The sequence below is a fragment of the Actinomycetospora lemnae genome (assembly GCF_028737315.1).
Classification (GTDB): Bacteria; Actinomycetota; Actinomycetes; order Mycobacteriales; family Pseudonocardiaceae; genus Actinomycetospora; species Actinomycetospora lemnae.
This window is the reverse complement of sequence record NZ_JAQZAO010000001.1, coordinates 303,895-318,599: the sequence shown is the minus strand read 5'-3', so window position 1 is coordinate 318,599 and position 14,705 is coordinate 303,895. Positions and strand designations below refer to the sequence as shown.

Genomic DNA, 14,705 nt, shown 5'->3' with positions numbered 1-14,705 from the left:
GCGGCGGGAGGCGGGCGGAACCCTAGGCGCAACCACGTGCTGGGGACGGACCGTAGCTCTCGCCGTCGCCACCCGCACCGCCGGTGTGACTGGTATCATCGAACACGTGTTCGATAACGGATGGGCGGCGGTGGCCGGGGAGCCACGTCCGTCCGCCGCGCCTCCGTGGTCGCAGTGGGTGCCGGGGCCGGAGCTCGCGGCCGGGCTGGAGGCCTCCCGACCCGTCGACCTCGTCGACGACGAGGGCCACGACTCGGCCGAGCGGCTCGCCGGGTGGGAGGCGATCGTCAACTGGGCGACCGGTCGGCTCTACCGCGAGACCGCCCACTACCTGCAGGCGCGCCAGGCCCGGGCTCGCGGCGCCGGGCGGGGCGAGCTGGCGTCCGAGTCGGTGGCGATGGAGGTCGCCGCCATGGCACGCGTCGCCCCGCGCACCGGCGAGATCCGCGTCCTCCAGGCCGAGACCCTGCTCGACTGCCTGCCGCTCACGCTGGTGGCGCTCGAGGAGGGGCGCATCTCGCTGAGCCACGCGCGGGTGGTGCTCGAGCAGACCGAGCTGTGCGACTCGGGGACCGCCCGGGCCGTGGACGCCGAGCTGTGGTCACGGCCGGCGCGTGAGCGCACGCCGAGCCAGCTGCGCGACGTCGTCCGCCGCATCGTGGCGCGCCTGGATCCCGACATGGTCCGCCGGCGGCCCGAGCAGGCCCGGAAGTCCCGCGAGCTGCGCTACTGGTCGGAGGACCACGGGGCCACCGGCGTGGTCCAGCTGCGTCTCCCCGGCGACGAGGCGCGGGGTGTGTACTCGATCATCGACGCGCTCGCCCGCGCCGCCGGCGACGCGCCGGACGGCGAGCAGCGCACCCTGGCGCAGAAGCGCGCCGACAGCGCCCGCGACCTGATCCTCGACGGCGCCACCGCCGACGCCGGGGGCTGCTGCTGTGGCGGCGGCACCGCGGGTGACGGCACGGGCGCCGACGGCGTGGCAGGCGACGGGACGGCGGGTGACGCGACGGCGGGTGACGCGACGGCGGGCGGCGGCACCGTCGACCCCGCACCGGGCCGCGACCTGGGCGACCACGCCGGGGACGAGCACGCCGATGACGACCGCATCGAGGACGAAGCGGGCGGCGACGCAGAGGCTGCTGACGCGCGGGACCCGGTGCGCGGCCTCCGGCGGAGGTCGCGTTCGCCGGTGCGCACCGAGGTGCGGGTGACGGTCGGCTGGGACGTCCTGGCCGGCTTCTCCGACCGGCCCGGCGAGCTCGAGGGCCACGGCCCGCTCCCCGCCGCGATGGCCCGGCGCCTGGCGAGCGGCCCGGACGCGTGGTGGCGGAGGCTCCTCACCGATCCGGTCACGGGCACCGCCGCCCACCTCGACGCCCGCCGCTACCGACCACCCGCGTCGATGCAGGATCTCGTCCGGGCGCGGGACATGACGTGCGCGGCGCCCGGGTGCCGGGTGCCGGCCTCGCGGTGCGACCTCGACCACGTCGTGCGCTACGAGCACGCCCGGCCGGGCGGCGGCGCCGGGCGCACCCGCGCCGACACGCTCAAGCCCGCGTGCCGGCGACATCACCGGATCAAGACGCACGGGGAGTGGTCGGCGGCCCTCGCCCCCGACCCGGACGGGGGCAGCGCCCCGGTGATCGTCTGGACCTCGCCGTCCGGGCACCGCTGGTCGGTGCGCTCGCCCGCGCTCGACCCACCGCTCGGGGAAGACCCACCGCTCGGGGAAGACCCATCGCTCGGGGAACGCGACGCCGAACCCGACGACTCGCGTCGTGATCGAGGCGCGGACCTGAGCACGCTCAAGCGCGGCGCGGCGCGACCCGGGCACGAGAGCGGGCAGCGCCGGGACGAGGTCGACGGCTGGCCGGCCGAGATCGACTCCTGGCGGCGTCGCGAAGCTCAGCCACGATCCGGCGATCCCTGGCGACGTCGTGCCGTCTGAGCCCGCTGCGCGGGCGATCACCTTCCCGCTCCGCGGGAGTCGCGCTGCGGGTCGGGCGTCCCACCGACCAGGGTGGCGGGGTGCGGACGGACGTGGTCGTCGTGGGCGCCGGGCCGGCGGGGCTGGTCCTCGCGTGGCTGCTGCAGCGGGCGGGGGTGGCGACGACCGTCGTGGAGGCCCAGGCGCACGACCAGCTCGGGAAGCTCCCCAAGGCGGGCATCGTCGAGTACCGCACCGTGCAGCTGCTGACCGCCGAGGGCCTGGGCGGCGCGGTCCTCGACTTCGCGGCCGAGAACCACCGCTGCGAGTTCCGCACCGCCGACGAGTCGGTCCTCGTCGACTACGGCGCGCTCACCGGTGGGCGACCCCACTACGTCTTCCCGCAGCACGAGCTCGTGGCCCGGGTCGCGACGTCGTTCCTCGACGAGGGCGGCCGGGTGCTGTTCGAGCACCGCGTCACCGGCGTCGAGCAGGACGCCGACGGGGCCCGGGTGACGGCCGCCGGACCGGACGGGCCGCAGGAGCTCCACGCAGGGGTGGTCGTCGGCTGCGACGGCGCGGGCAGCGCCGTGGCCCGGTCACTCGCAGGGCACGTCACCTCGCACGACCGTCGGCACCCGCAGCGCTTCCTCGTCATCAGCGCGGCCATGCCGCCGCTGGTCGGCCACACGATCTACGCGGCCCACCCGCGCGGTTACGCCGCCCACATGCGCCGGCTGCCCGAGGTCACGCGCCTCTACCTGGAGGTCCCCGGCGATCAGGGCCCCGCGGACTGGCCGCACGACCGCATCCGCGACGAGGTCGGCCGGCGCCTCGGCGCCGACCTCGGCGGCGTCGAGCTCCCCGAGGTCGACGTCCTCGACCTGCGGACCCGGGTGACGACGCCGATGCAGCACGGGCGGGTCTTCCTGGTCGGTGACGCGGCGCACCTCATCACGCCGGCCGGGGGCAAGGGCATGAACCTCGCGATCTTCGACGCCGTCGAGCTCGCCCACGGCCTGGTCGAGCGGTTCGGCCCGCAGGGCGACCCCACCCGCAGCGAGCGCTACAGCGCGACGCGGTTGCGTGCGATCTGGCGCACCCAGGCGTTCTCCGACTGGTTCCTGCGCATCATGACGGCGCCGCCCGGCGCGGGTGACGAGCGCGACGGCTTCGGACTCGGCCTGCGCGAGGGCTGGGTGTCGTCGCTGCAGCGCGACCCGCTGCTGCGCCGGTGGTTCGCCCACGCCTACGCGGGCGTGGACCCCGAGTGACGCAGCGAACGCCGCGCGGATCTCGTGTGGCGTGTGGGGCCACGGCGCCTCGGGGATCCGGTCTCGTCGGTTGACGCGTGCAGCCGTGGGGCCGGTGGGGCGCCGGTCGGACACCGTCCGACCCGCTCCCGAGCCGGCCCGGCTCCCCGGTCGCCGACGCGTGCGGCGGCCACCCCTGTGCACGAGGAGGTCCGATGACTGCGCACGACATGCAGACCCGTGAGATGAGCGGCGACGGCACGCCGACCACGGTGCACGCCCCGGGTGCGTACCCGGAGTCCGCCCAGCAGCCCGCCCGTGGCGGCGACCACCGGAGCCGCGGCGCCGACAGCGGCCGCCCGACCCGGTGGGGCCCGGCGTGGACCGGCGCCCTCGTGGCGGTGCCGGTGTTCGTCGTCCTCCAGCTGCTCTTCACGGCGCTCGGCTGGCTGTCGGTCGGCGTGGACGGGCCCGGTTCGGGCGCCGCGGCCAGCATCGTCAGCGCGGTGCTGGCGATCATCGCGCTGTTCGTCGGCGGACTCGCCGGCGGCACCGCGTCCGGCTCGCACGCCGTCTCCGCGGACGCCGCCCTGCAGGGCGCCATGACCTGGGCGCTGGCCGTCGTGGGCCTGCTCGTCCTCGGCGCCGTCGGCGGCGGAGTGCTGGCCGGCAGCCTCGGGACGGTCGGGTCGCTGGGCGGTGCCGTGACGGTGGACGCCGTCCAGAGCGCCGCCGGCTGGGCGGCGCTGTGGCTCGGCGTCGCGGCGGTCGCCGCGATCGCGGGCTCGATCGTCGGCGCGCGCGGGTCCGGTGCCGCGCAGCACTGAGTCACCCCGCACGACGCGTCGGCCCCCGTCCCGCATCCGGGACGGGGGCCGACGCGTGTCAGACCAGGCGTGTCGGACCAGGCGGTGAACGACACCCGGAGGTGGCGGACGGCTCTCAGGCGCCGTGCGTCGCCCCCGAGTGGTAGTCCGTGTACTGGTACGGGTTGTCGAGGATGGTCGTCTCCGGGATGTCCGGGTTCATCCCCTGGCGCCAGGTGTCCTCGCCGAGCTCGCCGCGCAGGTGGTCGACGGTCTGCTCCACCGCGCGCCGGGCCGCGGCCAGGTCGACCCCGACGAGGCGGTGGTCGCGCTTGACGACCCGCCCGTCGACGAGCACCGCCTCGACGTCACCGCGCTGCGCCTGGAACGCGACGTGGCCGTGGGGGTGCAGCAGCGGGAACATGACCGGCGAGTGCTCGTTGCGGATCAGCACCAGGTCGGCCTTCTTGCCCACCTCGACGCTGCCGAGGTCGTCCTCGCGGCCCAGGGCGCGCGCACCGCCGCGGGTGGCCATGTCGACGACGTGCTCGGCGCGCAGGGCGGCGTGCGTGACCGTCTCGCCCTTGGCGTGGGCCTCGAGGTGCTCGCGCGAGCGGTCGGCGCCGAGCGTGGTGCGCATGGCCGTGAACAGGTCGCCGCTCCACCACACCGAGGTGTCCATCGACAGCGAGACCGGGATGTCGTGGCTGCGCAGCACCCAAGTGGGCGGGTAGCCCTGGCCGGCGCTCTGCTCGCTCTCGGTGGACACCGACACCGAGCCGCCGGTGGCCGCGATCCGCTGGTAGGAGTCGGCGGACAGCGTGGCCGCGTGCACGTAGACCGTGTCCGGGCGCGTGAAGCCGTGCTCGTGCATGAGGCGGATGCCGTCGTCGTTCGTCGCGCCCCACACGCCGGCGTGGGTGGTGACGGGCAGGCCCAGGTCGCGGGCGACCTCGAAGGCGGGCTTCTCCGGGAACGACGGGTCGCCGGTGACGTCGAAGGCGAGCTGGAAGCCGTCGACGTCGCCGCGCCGGCGGTCGAGGAAGTCGCGCAGCTCCGGGGCGGCGGTCCAGTTCTGGGGCGCGTCCTGGATGTTGCCGTAGGCGAGCACGAAGCGGCCGGGGACCGCGGCGAGCGCGTCGACCGCGGCGTCGGCGTGCTCGGTGGTCTGCAGCCCGTGTGACCAGTCGACGCACGTGGTGACGCCGGCGTCGACGGCCTCGATCGCCGCCAGCAGGTTGCCCGCGTGCACGTCCTGCGGGCGGAAGCGCCAGCCCCAGTCGAGGTAGTACCAGACGAAGTACTGCGTGAGCGTCCAGTCGGCGCCGTAGCCGCGCATCGCCGTCTGCCACATGTGCCGGTGCGTGTCGACCATGCCCGGCATGACGATCCCGCCGCGCGCGTCGATCTCCTCGGTGCCCGCCGGGACCTCGAGGTCGACCCCGATCGCGGCGACGCGGTCGTCGACCACCAGCACGTCGTGGCCCTCGAGCACGGTGTGCGCGGCGTCGACGGTGAGCACCGTGCCGCCCCGCAGGACGACGGGACGCCGCTCGGCGGCGGGCTGGCTCATGGGGCGCTCCTCGGTGGGCGCGGGCGGACAGGCGTCCGACAGGCGGTCGGATGATGTGGGTCACCTTCGTCCGCCGATGGTCGAGTTGTCAACGATCCGCCGGGAGGGGTGCCCGGAGGGCGGTCGTGGTCGTGCTGTCCGCCCAGCGGTCGCAGCGGCTACAGTCCGGCCCAGCCGCGTCGCGAGGGAGGGAGTCGCCGTGCCGCGAGACGGAGCGGGGCCCGACTTCATCGAGGCCCTGGCGCGCGGGCTGGACGTCATCACCGCCTTCGGCGCCGCACGGCCCGTGATGACGCTGGCCGAGGTGGCGACCGCGACCGGGCTCGCCCGCCCCACGGCGCGACGCATCCTGCTCACGCTCGCCGAGCTCGGGTACGTCCGCGCGGTCGAGCGCGGGTTCGTGCTCACCCCGCGCGTGCTCGACCTCGGCGTGGCCTACGTCGACGCGCTGGGCCTGTGGGAGGTGGCGCGCCCGCACCTCGAACGCCTCGTCGAGCGCACCGGCGAGTCGTGCTCGATCGCCCAGCTCGACGGCTCGGACATCGTCTACGTCGCCCGCGTCGCCGTGCCGAAGATCGTCGCGCTGAGCGTGCAGATCGGGACGCGGTTCCCGGCACTGGCGACATCGCTGGGCAAGGTCCAGCTCGCCGCGCTCCCGCCCGACGAGCTCGAGCGGGTGCTCGCCGAGCCGACGCGGTCGGGCCTGACCCCGCGCTGGCGGCCCGACCCCGAGGAGCGCGACGCGGTGCTGCGCGAGGTGCGGGCCCGCGGGTGGGCCCTCACCGACGAGCAGCTGGCCGCCGGCATCCGCTCGGTGGCGGCGCCCCTGCGCGACGGCGAGGGGCGCGTGATCGCCGGCGTCAACGTCAACTGCCACGCCGCGGAGACGTCGGTGGCGCACCTCCTCGAGCACCACCTCCCGCTGCTGCTCCAGGCCGCGGGCGACATCTCGGCCGACTTCGCCCGCCGCGCCGCCCTCCCGCGGCGCACGCTGCCGGCGTCCTGAGCGTTCAGGACTCCTCCTCGTCGGGCGACACCGGGGTCTCGATCGGCTCGAGCTTCGAGAAGATCTCCTCGCGGCGGTGCTCGAACTGCTCGGGCAGCTGGAAGCGCTGCCCGAGCTCGTGGGGCGACTCGTCGCAGGTCCAGCCGCCCTCGGCGTGGGTCACGGCCAGCTCGAACAGCGCCCCGCCCGGGGTGCGCACGTAGACCGACTTGAAGTACTTGCGGTCCTTGAGCTCGGAGATGTCGGTGTAGCCGTTGCCCTCGATCTCGAACTTGAGGTCGTCCTGGTTCTCGAGGGTCTCGAGGTTCCACGCGACGTGGTGGAAGGTGCCGGCGCCGTAGCGCCAGGTGCCCTGGTCGTCGGCGTTGTCGGCGATCAGCTCCACGTGGTTGCCGTGGCTGTCCTGCCCGACCTGGTACGCGGCGCGGTCGCCGTCCTCGACGAGCTTGCCCTGGGAGTGGAAGACCTCCTCGGAGAACTCGACCATGCGCTCCGGGGTGGCGACGTGGATGCCGGTGCCGTGGATGCCGTGGATCGCGTACTCCGGGGGCACGCCCTGCCCGGGGTGGCCGACGCGCGGGTCGTCGTCGGCGGGCACGAGGGCGTACTCGATGCCGCAGGGGTGGCGGAACTCCAGGCGGCGCCGGTCGAACACCTCGGTGCTCGTCACCTCGACCCCGTGCTCCGTGAGCCGCCGCTCCCAGAAGTCCAGCGAGTCGGCCGGTGCGGCGAGCAGCACCTCGCGGGCCTGGTTGGTGCCCCGCCGCCCGACGAGCCCGGCCTGGCGCCACGGGAAGGTCGTGAGCACCGCGGACGGGTCGCCGGCCGCGTTCGAGTAGTACAGGTGGTAGATCGGCAGCGAGCCGTCGAAGAGCACCGTGCGCTTGATGAAGCGCATGCCCAGCGTGTCGACGTGGAAGTCGACGTCCTCCTGGGCGCCGGCCACGGACAGCGTCGTGTGGTGGGAACCGCGGATGTGGGACACGGGACCTCCTGGAGGGCGGGGCCGGAGCTCGACCGGCGACGCTAGGTGTGGTCTGCGTCTCGTGCCTCTCACTACAGTGCACGGACATCTCCGCCCGCGGCACGGTGCGGGGGTCGGCGGCCGACGACCGGTCGTCCGGCGCGCCGGAGGTGCTCGGAGATGGACGACGTGGTCGGTGAGGTCCAGGACGTCGGGAGCGTCGAGGCCTGGCGGGGGGCCGTCACGGGGGCGCTGCTGCCCTTCCACGTCGAGTACTCGGCACCCGAGCGCTTCCGCGGCAGCATCGGCCGCCGACGTCTGGGTGCCGCGTCGATGATCGCCATGTCGTCGCGGCCCCACCGCGCGGAGCGCGCGGCCGAGCACATCGACGACGCCCCCGCGGACTACCTGCTCTCGCTGCAGCTCGCGGGCACCGCGCAGTTCCGGCAGGACGGCCGGCTGGCCCGCGTGGGCCCCGGGGACATGGTCTTCTACGACTCCGCCCGCCCCGTCGAGATCGTCAGCGGCGAGGGCTACCGCAGCCTCTGCTTCCGCTTCCCCGCCGACGGTCTCGGCGCCCACCGGCAGGCCGAGGCGCTGACCGCGACGACGCTCGGCGCCGCCCACGGGATCGCCCCGGCCGTCGCGGGCCTGCTCACCGGCCTGCACCAGAGCCTGGAGCGTCCCGGGGCCCGCCCCGACGCCGCGCTCGCCGCCGCGCGGCACGCCACCGAGCTCGCGCGCACCCTGTTCGACGACGAGCTCGCCCGCCGGGGGCTGCTGGCCGCCCCGGACCCGCACGAGGAGCTGCGCGGACGCATCGACCGGCACATCGACGAGCACCTCGCCGACCCGGGCCTGTCGCCGCGCGCCGTCGCCGCCGCGATGTTCATCTCGCCCCGCCACCTGCACGCGCTGCTCGCAGAGGACGGCCGGACCGTGGCGGGCACCATCCGCGAGCGGAGGCTGGGCCGCTGCCTGGCCGACCTCGCCGACCCGGCCGAGGTCCGCACCCCGGTGTCGGCGATCGCGCTGCGCTGGGGGTTCACCAACGCGACGCGGTTCGGGCAGCTGGTCAAGGCCGCGACCGGCCGCACCCCGGTGGCCTACCGTCGGACCATGCTGGACGGGACCGCGTGACGGCTCGGGCCGAGGCCCTGCGGGCGCCCGGGGTGGCTCTCCACGGCGCGCCGCCGGGCTCCGGGACGCTCGCCGTGGTGCTGCTGCACGGCCGCGACCAGGACCCCGCGTGGATGCACGACCACGTGCTCACCCGCCTCGTGGCGCGCCTGCCCGACGTGGCCGTCACGTGGGTGCTCCCGGCCGCGCCCGGACGTTCCTGGTACGCCGGTCGCGTCCACGACCCGCTCGCCGAGACCCGCGCCGAGCGCGACCGTGCCGCGGCGGTGGTCGACGGGCTCGCCGACGCCCTCGCCGCGCACGGCCACGACGCCCGGTCGACGGTGCTCGCGGGGTTCTCCCAGGGCGCCTGCCTGGTCGCCGACCACCTCCTGCGCCGGCCGCGCCGGTGGGCCGGCGCGGTGGTGTGGACGGGCGCCGCGTTCGGCCCGCTCGGCTCCGACCGCGGGGCGGCCGGTGCCTCCCTCGCCGGCCTGCCGGTGCTGCTCGGCAACGGCGACGACGACGCGTGGATCCCGCTCGCGGCCACCGAGGAGCTCGCCACGCTGCTGCGCGACCGCGACGCCGACGTCGAGCTGCGCGTGCAGCCCGGCCGCGCCCACGAGGTCGCCGACGACGAGGTGGACGCCGCGGCGGCACTGCTGCGGCGGCTCGCGCCCGGGGACGGGCGACGGGTCGGGTGATCGACCCGGCGGCGGCGCGACCGCCCCCGGGCTTGACGATCTCGGCCACCGCGAGCAGGCTCGCGAGGACGAACACGGACACGTGTCCGTACAGCGGACGGAGGGGGCAGGGCGCATGGCGCAGGAGGACGACCCCGGCGCGGCGACGGGCGGGGGCCCGCTCGCCGGGCTCCTCGTGGCCGACTTCTCGCGCGTGCTCGCCGGGCCCTACGCCACGATGCTGCTGGCCGACCTGGGCGCGACGGTGGTCAAGGTCGAGTCGCCGCAGGGCGACGAGACCCGCACCTGGATGCCGCCGACCCGCGGCGAGACGTCGACCTACTACCTGGGCATCAACCGCGGCAAGCGCTCCATCGCGCTCGACCTGCGCCAGGACGAGGACGTCGCGATCGCCAAGGAGCTCGCCCGCCGCGCCGACGTCCTCATCGAGAACCTGCGCCCCGGCGGCATGGCCAAGTACGGGCTGGACTACGCCTCGGTGTCGGCCGACAACCCGGCGCTCGTCTACGCCTCGATCTCCGGCTTCGGGTCCACCGGGGGCGCCCACGTCCCGGGCTACGACCTCATGGTGCAGGCGGTCTCGGGCCTGATGAGCCTCACCGGCGCGCCCGACGGCCCGCCGTTCCGCGCCGGCATCTCGATCTTCGACGTCATGGCGGGCAAGGACGCGCTCATCGGCATCCTGGCCGCCCTGCGCCACCGTGACGCCACGGGCCGCGGCCAGCACGTCGAGCTGTCGCTGCTCGCGTCGGCGATGTCGGGGATGGTCAACCAGAGCTCGGCCTACGCCGCGGGCGGCGTCGTCCCGACGCGGATGGGCAACGCCCACCCCAGCGTCGTGCCCTACGAGCCGCTGCCCACCGCCGACAACGACCTCATCGTCGCCGCGGCGAACGACGGCCAGTTCCGCAAGCTCTGCGGCGTCCTCGGGATGCCCGAGCTGGCCGACGACCCCCGGTTCGCGCGCAACGCCGACCGCACCGAGCACCGCGACGAGCTGCGCCCGATCCTCGTCGAGGCGCTGGCGGGCAAGGGCGCCGACGAGTGGTTCGACCTCCTCGTGGCCGCGGGCGTCCCGGCCGGCCCGATCAACAGCGTCGCCGGCGGCTTCGCGATCGCCGAGCGCTTCGGGCTCGACCCCGTCGTCGAGGTCGGCACAGGGGAGCGGGCGGTACCGACCACCCGCAACCCGATCCGCTTCTCCGAGACCCCGGCGACCTACGAGCTGCCGCCGCCCGAGCTCGACGAGCACGGTGCGGAGCTGCGGAAGTGGTTGGCGCAGGACACGGAGCGCAGCGGAGCCGGACCATCGAGGAGCGCCGATGAGTGAGCCCCGCGAGTACCCCACCGCCCTGGGCGCCTCGTCGAAGGACGCCATCACCCTGCTCGGCCACGACCTGGCGAACGACGTCATGGGCGAGGTCGGCTTCGGCGAGCTCGCGTTCTGGCTCGCGACGCAGCGCCGGCCCACGCCCGGCGAGACCCGAGTGTTCGAGGCCGTCCTCGCCGCGCTGGCCGACCACGGCTACACACCGACCGCGATCATCACGCGGCTGACCCACCTCTCCGCGCCCGACTCGGTGCAGGGCGCGCTCGCGGCGGGCCTGCTCGCCGGCGGCTCGCGCTTCCTCGGCGTCACCGAGGACTGCGGGCGGTTCCTGCACGGCGTCCTGGTCGCGCAGGAGCAGCTGCCGACCGACGACGATGGGTGGGACGCGCTGGCACTGGAGACGGTCCGCGCGCAGCGCGAGGCCGGGAGGTTCGTCCCGGGCCTGGGTCACCACGTCCACAAGGACGGCGACCCCCGCACACCGCGGCTCATGGCGATCGCGGCCGAGGAGGGGCTCACCGGTCCGCACCTCGCGCTCTTCGCCGCGATCGGGCGGGTGCACCCGGAGATCCTCGGGAAGACGCTGCCCCTCAACGGCGCCGGCGTCTGCGGCGCGGCGCTCGCGGACCTCGGCCTGCCCCTCGAGCTGCTGCGCGCCTTCGCCCTGCTCGCCCGGACGGCGGGGCTCATCGGCCAGCTCGCCGAGGAGCTGCGCCACCCCGTCGGCAACGACATCTTCCTGTCGGTGGACCTGCACAACCGGCCCGTCGACCCCGACCCGTACGTCCCGCCCAGCCTCTGAACCACCACAGGAGGGTCGACATGGCGCACCCGGCAACCCCCACCACGCCGATGACCGTCACCGAGGACACGATCACCGACCTCGCGGCCGCCCGGTGGTCGACGGCGCACGATCCGCGCACGGCGGAGCTCATGAGCGCGCTCGTCCGCCACCTCCACGCGTTCGCCCGCGAGACGCAGCTGTCCGAGGGCGAGTGGATGGCGGCGATGCGCTGGCTCACCGAGGTCGGGCAGATCAGCGACGAGAAGCGCGAGGAGTTCATCCTCGCGTCGGACGTGCTGGGCCTGTCGATGCTCGTGGTGCAGCAGAACCACCGTTTCCGCGAGGGCGCGACGCCCGCCACCGTGCTGGGCCCGTTCTTCATCGAGGGCTCGCCCGAGCTCGGCTACGGCGGCGACATGTCCGACGGGGTGTCGGGCACGCCGCTCTTCGTGCACGGAACGGTGCGCTCGCTCGACGGCACGCCCGTGCCCGGCGCGGTGCTCGACGTCTGGCAGGCCGACGCCGAGGGCGCCTACGAGAGCCAGCTCGAGGTCGACGAGGCGCGCCTGCGCGCGAAGTACACCGCCCGCGAGGACGGCACGTACTGCGTGCGGACCATCGCCCCGCTCGGCTACGCGATCCCGATGGACGGCCCGGTCGGGCACCTCATCGCGCAGACCGACATCAGCCACTTCCGCCCCGCGCACGTGCACTTCCTGCTCAACGCCCCGGGCCACGAGCCGCTGATCACGCACCTGTTCCAGGAGGGCGCGCCGTACCTCGACAGCGACGTCGTCTTCGGCGTCAAGCGCGAGCTGGTCGTCACGTTCACCGACCGGGAGCCGGGCCCGACGCCCGACGGCGGCCACAGCGACGTCCCGTGGTGCGAGGCCGCCTACGACTTCGTGCTCCAGCCCTCCTGACCGTCCCGACCCGAGGAGCCGCCGTGCCGTCCCTGCCCCTGCTGCCCACGTCACTGGTCGGCAGCTACGCCCAGCCCGACTGGCTCATCGACCGCGGCAAGCTCGCCGGCCGGTTCCCGCCGCGGGTGCGCGCGAAGGAGCTCTGGCGCGTGGCGCCCGAGTTCCTCGCGCAGGCGCAGGACGACGCCACGCTGCTGGCGATCAAGGCGCAGGAGGACGCCGGGCTCGACATCGTCACCGACGGCGAGATCCGGCGGGAGAGCTACTCGAACCACTTCGCGACCGCGCTCGACGGCGTCGACGTCGACAACCCGGGCAGCGCGCTCGACCGCAGCGGGCACCCGAACCCGGTCCCGCGCATCACCGGGCCGATCGCGCGGCCGGCGCCGGTGGAGGTCGACGACCTGCGCTTCCTGCGCGCGGCCACCGACCGCACGATCAAGATGACCGTGCCGGGGCCGTTCACGATGTCGCAGCAGGCCCAGGACGACCACTACGGCGACCCGGAGGCGGCGGCGATGGCGTACGCGGCGGTGGTGAACGCCGAGGTGCGGGACCTGTTCGCGGCGGGCGCCGACGTCGTGCAGATCGACGAGCCCTACATGCAGGCCCGGCCCGACGCCGCCCGCGCGTACGGGCTCGAGGCCCTGAACGCCGCCCTCGACGGCGTCACGGGGACCACGGCGGTGCACATCTGCTTCGGCTACGCGGCGATCATCCACGAGCGCCCCGAGGGCTACTCGTTCCTGCCCGAGCTGGCGGGCAGCCCCGTCGACCAGATCTCCATCGAGACCGCGCAGTCCGGCCTCGACCTGGGCGTGCTCACCGACCTCACCGACAAGACGATCATCCTCGGCGTCCTCGACCTGTCCGACGAGACGGTGGAGAGCCCGGACGTCGTCGCCGATCGGGCGCGCCGGGCGTTCGACCTGCTCCCACCCGAGCAGCTCGTGCTCGCGCCCGACTGCGGGCTGAAGTACCTGCCGCGCGACGTGGCCGAGGGCAAGATGCGCGCCCTGGCGGCGGGGGCCGGGCGGCTGCGGGCAGAGCTGGGCGGGTAGCGGGCCGTCCGCCCGGTCGTCGGTGATCGAACGGTCGGCCCAGCGGGTACCAGGGGGCTCCAGGCGGACAGACGCCGTACGAGGAGGAGCCCATGGCCGACCCCGGTGAGTCCAGCAAGGCCACCCGCGCGGGTCAGCGGATCGCCGGCGCCGTCAAGCAGGCTGCCGGCGCGGTCACCGACAACCAGGACCTGCGCGCCGAGGGCGAGCTGCAGCAGGAGAAGGCGGACGCCGCGAAGGAGGCCAAGCGGGCCGACGAGTTCGCCGAGCAGAAGCGCGAGGAGGCCGAGGCCCGCGCCAAGGAGGAGGAGCTGCGGGTCGAGCGCGAGCGCCTCGCGACCGAGGACGCCGCGGCGGCCCGCGAGGAGCGCGCCGAGCAGGACCGCTCCGCCGAGCAGCAGCGGGCCGCGCAGGAGACCGCGACCCGCCGGCAGGCCACCGAGCAGGTCGCGCAGTCCCGCGAGCAGGAGCTGCGCCGCGACGAGGTGGACGCGGTGCGCGAGCGCGCCGCCGCCGAGGAGCGCGCGCAGGACGAGGAGGTCCGCGCGGAGCAGGCGCGCCGCGACGCCGAGGTGATCGAGAGCGTGGAGGAGAACCGATGAGCAACCCCGTGGCCGCGGTGCCGCGCACCCTCGTGTCGGTCGGGTTCGGCGTGGCCCGCGTGCCCGTCGACCTGCTGGCCCAGGTCACCGGCAACGGCGGCAACAAGGAGTGGGGTCCGTCCCTGGCGTTCGACAGCGTCGAGGCCACCGTGCGCGGGATCCTGGGCACGGTGCTCGGCGACCCCGAGATGAGCGCGCAGGGCCGGGTGAAGGAGGCGCGCGTCCGGCAGCGCGGCGAGGCCGCGGAGCGCGAGGAGGCCGCCGACGCCCGCCGCGAGGTCGCCGACGACCGGCTGGCGCAGCGCCGCGAGCAGGACCAGCAGCAGCGCGAGCGGACGCGGCAGCAGGCCGAGGAGCAGAAGCAGCGCCTCGAGGAGGAGCGCCGCCAGCGGGCCGAGAAGGCCGAGCAGCGCGAGCAGCAGCGCAAGGAGCAGGCCGAGCGCGACCGCGCGAAGGCGCACGAGCAGATCGACGACCACGCTCACGAGGCCCGGCGGACCCGGGTCCAGGAGGAGTCCGAGGCCGTGGCCGCCGAGCGCGAGGCGGCCGAGAAGAAGGCCGAGGCCCTCGAGCTCGCCGAGGCCGCCGACGAGGCACGCCGCCGGCGCTGAGCGCGCTGACGGAGGCCGGGAGGGGTGCCCGCACGGGGC

Annotated in this window: 14 protein-coding genes; 12 read left to right on the top strand and 2 right to left on the bottom strand. The window is 75.2% G+C overall.

Translation table 11 applies throughout. From position 1 onward, the window contains the following. Positions 1–106 precede the first annotated feature (106 nt). The 3 genes from PGB27_RS01520 (at position 107) to PGB27_RS01510 (ending at position 4,010) form a co-directional block, all read left to right on the top strand. Entirely contained in the window at positions 107–1,951 is a 1,845-nt protein-coding gene (locus tag PGB27_RS01520) for an HNH endonuclease signature motif containing protein (RefSeq protein WP_274198566.1), read from the top strand. Between the two features lie 80 nt (positions 1,952–2,031). Then, positions 2,032–3,204 carry an FAD-dependent monooxygenase gene (locus PGB27_RS01515; protein WP_274198565.1) on the top strand — a complete coding sequence of 391 codons (1,173 nt, stop codon included), beginning with the start codon at positions 2,032–2,034 and terminating at the stop codon, positions 3,202–3,204. A 194-nt stretch (positions 3,205–3,398) separates the two neighbouring features. Further along, positions 3,399–4,010 carry a hypothetical protein gene (locus tag PGB27_RS01510; protein ID WP_274198564.1) on the top strand — a complete coding sequence of 204 codons (612 nt, stop codon included), beginning with the start codon at positions 3,399–3,401 and terminating at the stop codon, positions 4,008–4,010. Between the two features lie 115 nt (positions 4,011–4,125). On the opposite strand, the gene PGB27_RS01505 is transcribed toward PGB27_RS01510, so the two are convergent. Next, a complete protein-coding gene (locus PGB27_RS01505; protein WP_274198563.1) occupies positions 4,126–5,562 on the bottom strand; it encodes an amidohydrolase family protein in 1,437 nt (478 codons plus the stop codon). A gap of 199 nt (positions 5,563–5,761) precedes the next feature. Between PGB27_RS01505 and PGB27_RS01500 the strand changes: the two genes are divergently transcribed. Beyond that, positions 5,762–6,568, top strand: coding sequence for an IclR family transcriptional regulator domain-containing protein (locus tag PGB27_RS01500; RefSeq protein ID WP_274198562.1), 807 nt, complete (start codon positions 5,762–5,764; stop codon positions 6,566–6,568). A gap of 4 nt (positions 6,569–6,572) precedes the next feature. On the opposite strand, the gene PGB27_RS01495 is transcribed toward PGB27_RS01500, so the two are convergent. Beyond that, on the bottom strand, positions 6,573–7,553 hold the full coding sequence (locus PGB27_RS01495) for a VOC family protein (protein ID WP_274198561.1): 981 nt from the start codon (positions 7,551–7,553) through the stop codon (positions 6,573–6,575). Positions 7,554–7,712: 159 nt separating this feature from the next. On the opposite strand from PGB27_RS01495, the gene PGB27_RS01490 reads away from it, so the two are divergent. The 8 genes from PGB27_RS01490 (at position 7,713) to PGB27_RS01455 (ending at position 14,666) form a co-directional block, all read left to right on the top strand. Continuing rightward, entirely contained in the window at positions 7,713–8,672 is a 960-nt protein-coding gene (locus PGB27_RS01490; protein ID WP_274198560.1) for an AraC-like ligand-binding domain-containing protein, read from the top strand. After that, positions 8,669–9,355, top strand: coding sequence for an alpha/beta hydrolase (locus PGB27_RS01485; protein WP_274198559.1), 687 nt, complete (start codon positions 8,669–8,671; stop codon positions 9,353–9,355). The genes PGB27_RS01490 and PGB27_RS01485 overlap by 4 nt, the downstream gene beginning before the upstream one ends. A 115-nt stretch (positions 9,356–9,470) precedes the next feature. Beyond that, positions 9,471–10,685 carry a CaiB/BaiF CoA transferase family protein gene (locus PGB27_RS01480; RefSeq protein ID WP_274198558.1) on the top strand — a complete coding sequence of 405 codons (1,215 nt, stop codon included), beginning with the start codon at positions 9,471–9,473 and terminating at the stop codon, positions 10,683–10,685. Then, on the top strand, positions 10,678–11,487 hold the full coding sequence (locus tag PGB27_RS01475) for a citryl-CoA lyase (RefSeq protein WP_274198557.1): 810 nt from the start codon (positions 10,678–10,680) through the stop codon (positions 11,485–11,487). The genes PGB27_RS01480 and PGB27_RS01475 overlap by 8 nt, the downstream gene beginning before the upstream one ends. A gap of 20 nt (positions 11,488–11,507) precedes the next feature. Beyond that, positions 11,508–12,392 (top strand): dioxygenase family protein, encoded by an 885-nt coding sequence (locus PGB27_RS01470; protein WP_274198556.1) that lies wholly within the window; start codon positions 11,508–11,510, stop codon positions 12,390–12,392. Between the two features lie 23 nt (positions 12,393–12,415). Next, the gene (locus tag PGB27_RS01465; protein ID WP_274198555.1) at positions 12,416–13,453 is read left to right on the top strand and encodes a uroporphyrinogen decarboxylase family protein; all 1,038 of its coding nucleotides are present in this window, start codon (positions 12,416–12,418) and stop codon (positions 13,451–13,453) included. A 92-nt stretch (positions 13,454–13,545) separates the two neighbouring features. Continuing rightward, on the top strand, positions 13,546–14,055 hold the full coding sequence (locus PGB27_RS01460) for a hypothetical protein (protein ID WP_274198554.1): 510 nt from the start codon (positions 13,546–13,548) through the stop codon (positions 14,053–14,055). Next, complete coding sequence (locus PGB27_RS01455) at positions 14,052–14,666, top strand: hypothetical protein (protein WP_274198553.1); 615 nt, start codon at positions 14,052–14,054, stop codon at positions 14,664–14,666. Before PGB27_RS01460 ends, PGB27_RS01455 begins: the two co-directional genes overlap by 4 nt. Positions 14,667–14,705 lie beyond the last annotated feature (39 nt).

Coding starts and splice junctions, on each gene's coding strand:
- PGB27_RS01490 (WP_274198560.1), top strand. CDS start 7,713: ATGGACGACGTGGTCGGTGAGGTCCAGGACGTCGGGAGCGTCGAGGCC.
- PGB27_RS01505 (WP_274198563.1), bottom strand. CDS start 5,562: ATGAGCCAGCCCGCCGCCGAGCGGCGTCCCGTCGTCCTGCGGGGCGGC.
- PGB27_RS01475 (WP_274198557.1), top strand. CDS start 10,678: ATGAGTGAGCCCCGCGAGTACCCCACCGCCCTGGGCGCCTCGTCGAAG.
- PGB27_RS01470 (WP_274198556.1), top strand. CDS start 11,508: ATGGCGCACCCGGCAACCCCCACCACGCCGATGACCGTCACCGAGGAC.
- PGB27_RS01480 (WP_274198558.1), top strand. CDS start 9,471: ATGGCGCAGGAGGACGACCCCGGCGCGGCGACGGGCGGGGGCCCGCTC.
- PGB27_RS01460 (WP_274198554.1), top strand. CDS start 13,546: ATGGCCGACCCCGGTGAGTCCAGCAAGGCCACCCGCGCGGGTCAGCGG.
- PGB27_RS01510 (WP_274198564.1), top strand. CDS start 3,399: ATGACTGCGCACGACATGCAGACCCGTGAGATGAGCGGCGACGGCACG.
- PGB27_RS01455 (WP_274198553.1), top strand. CDS start 14,052: ATGAGCAACCCCGTGGCCGCGGTGCCGCGCACCCTCGTGTCGGTCGGG.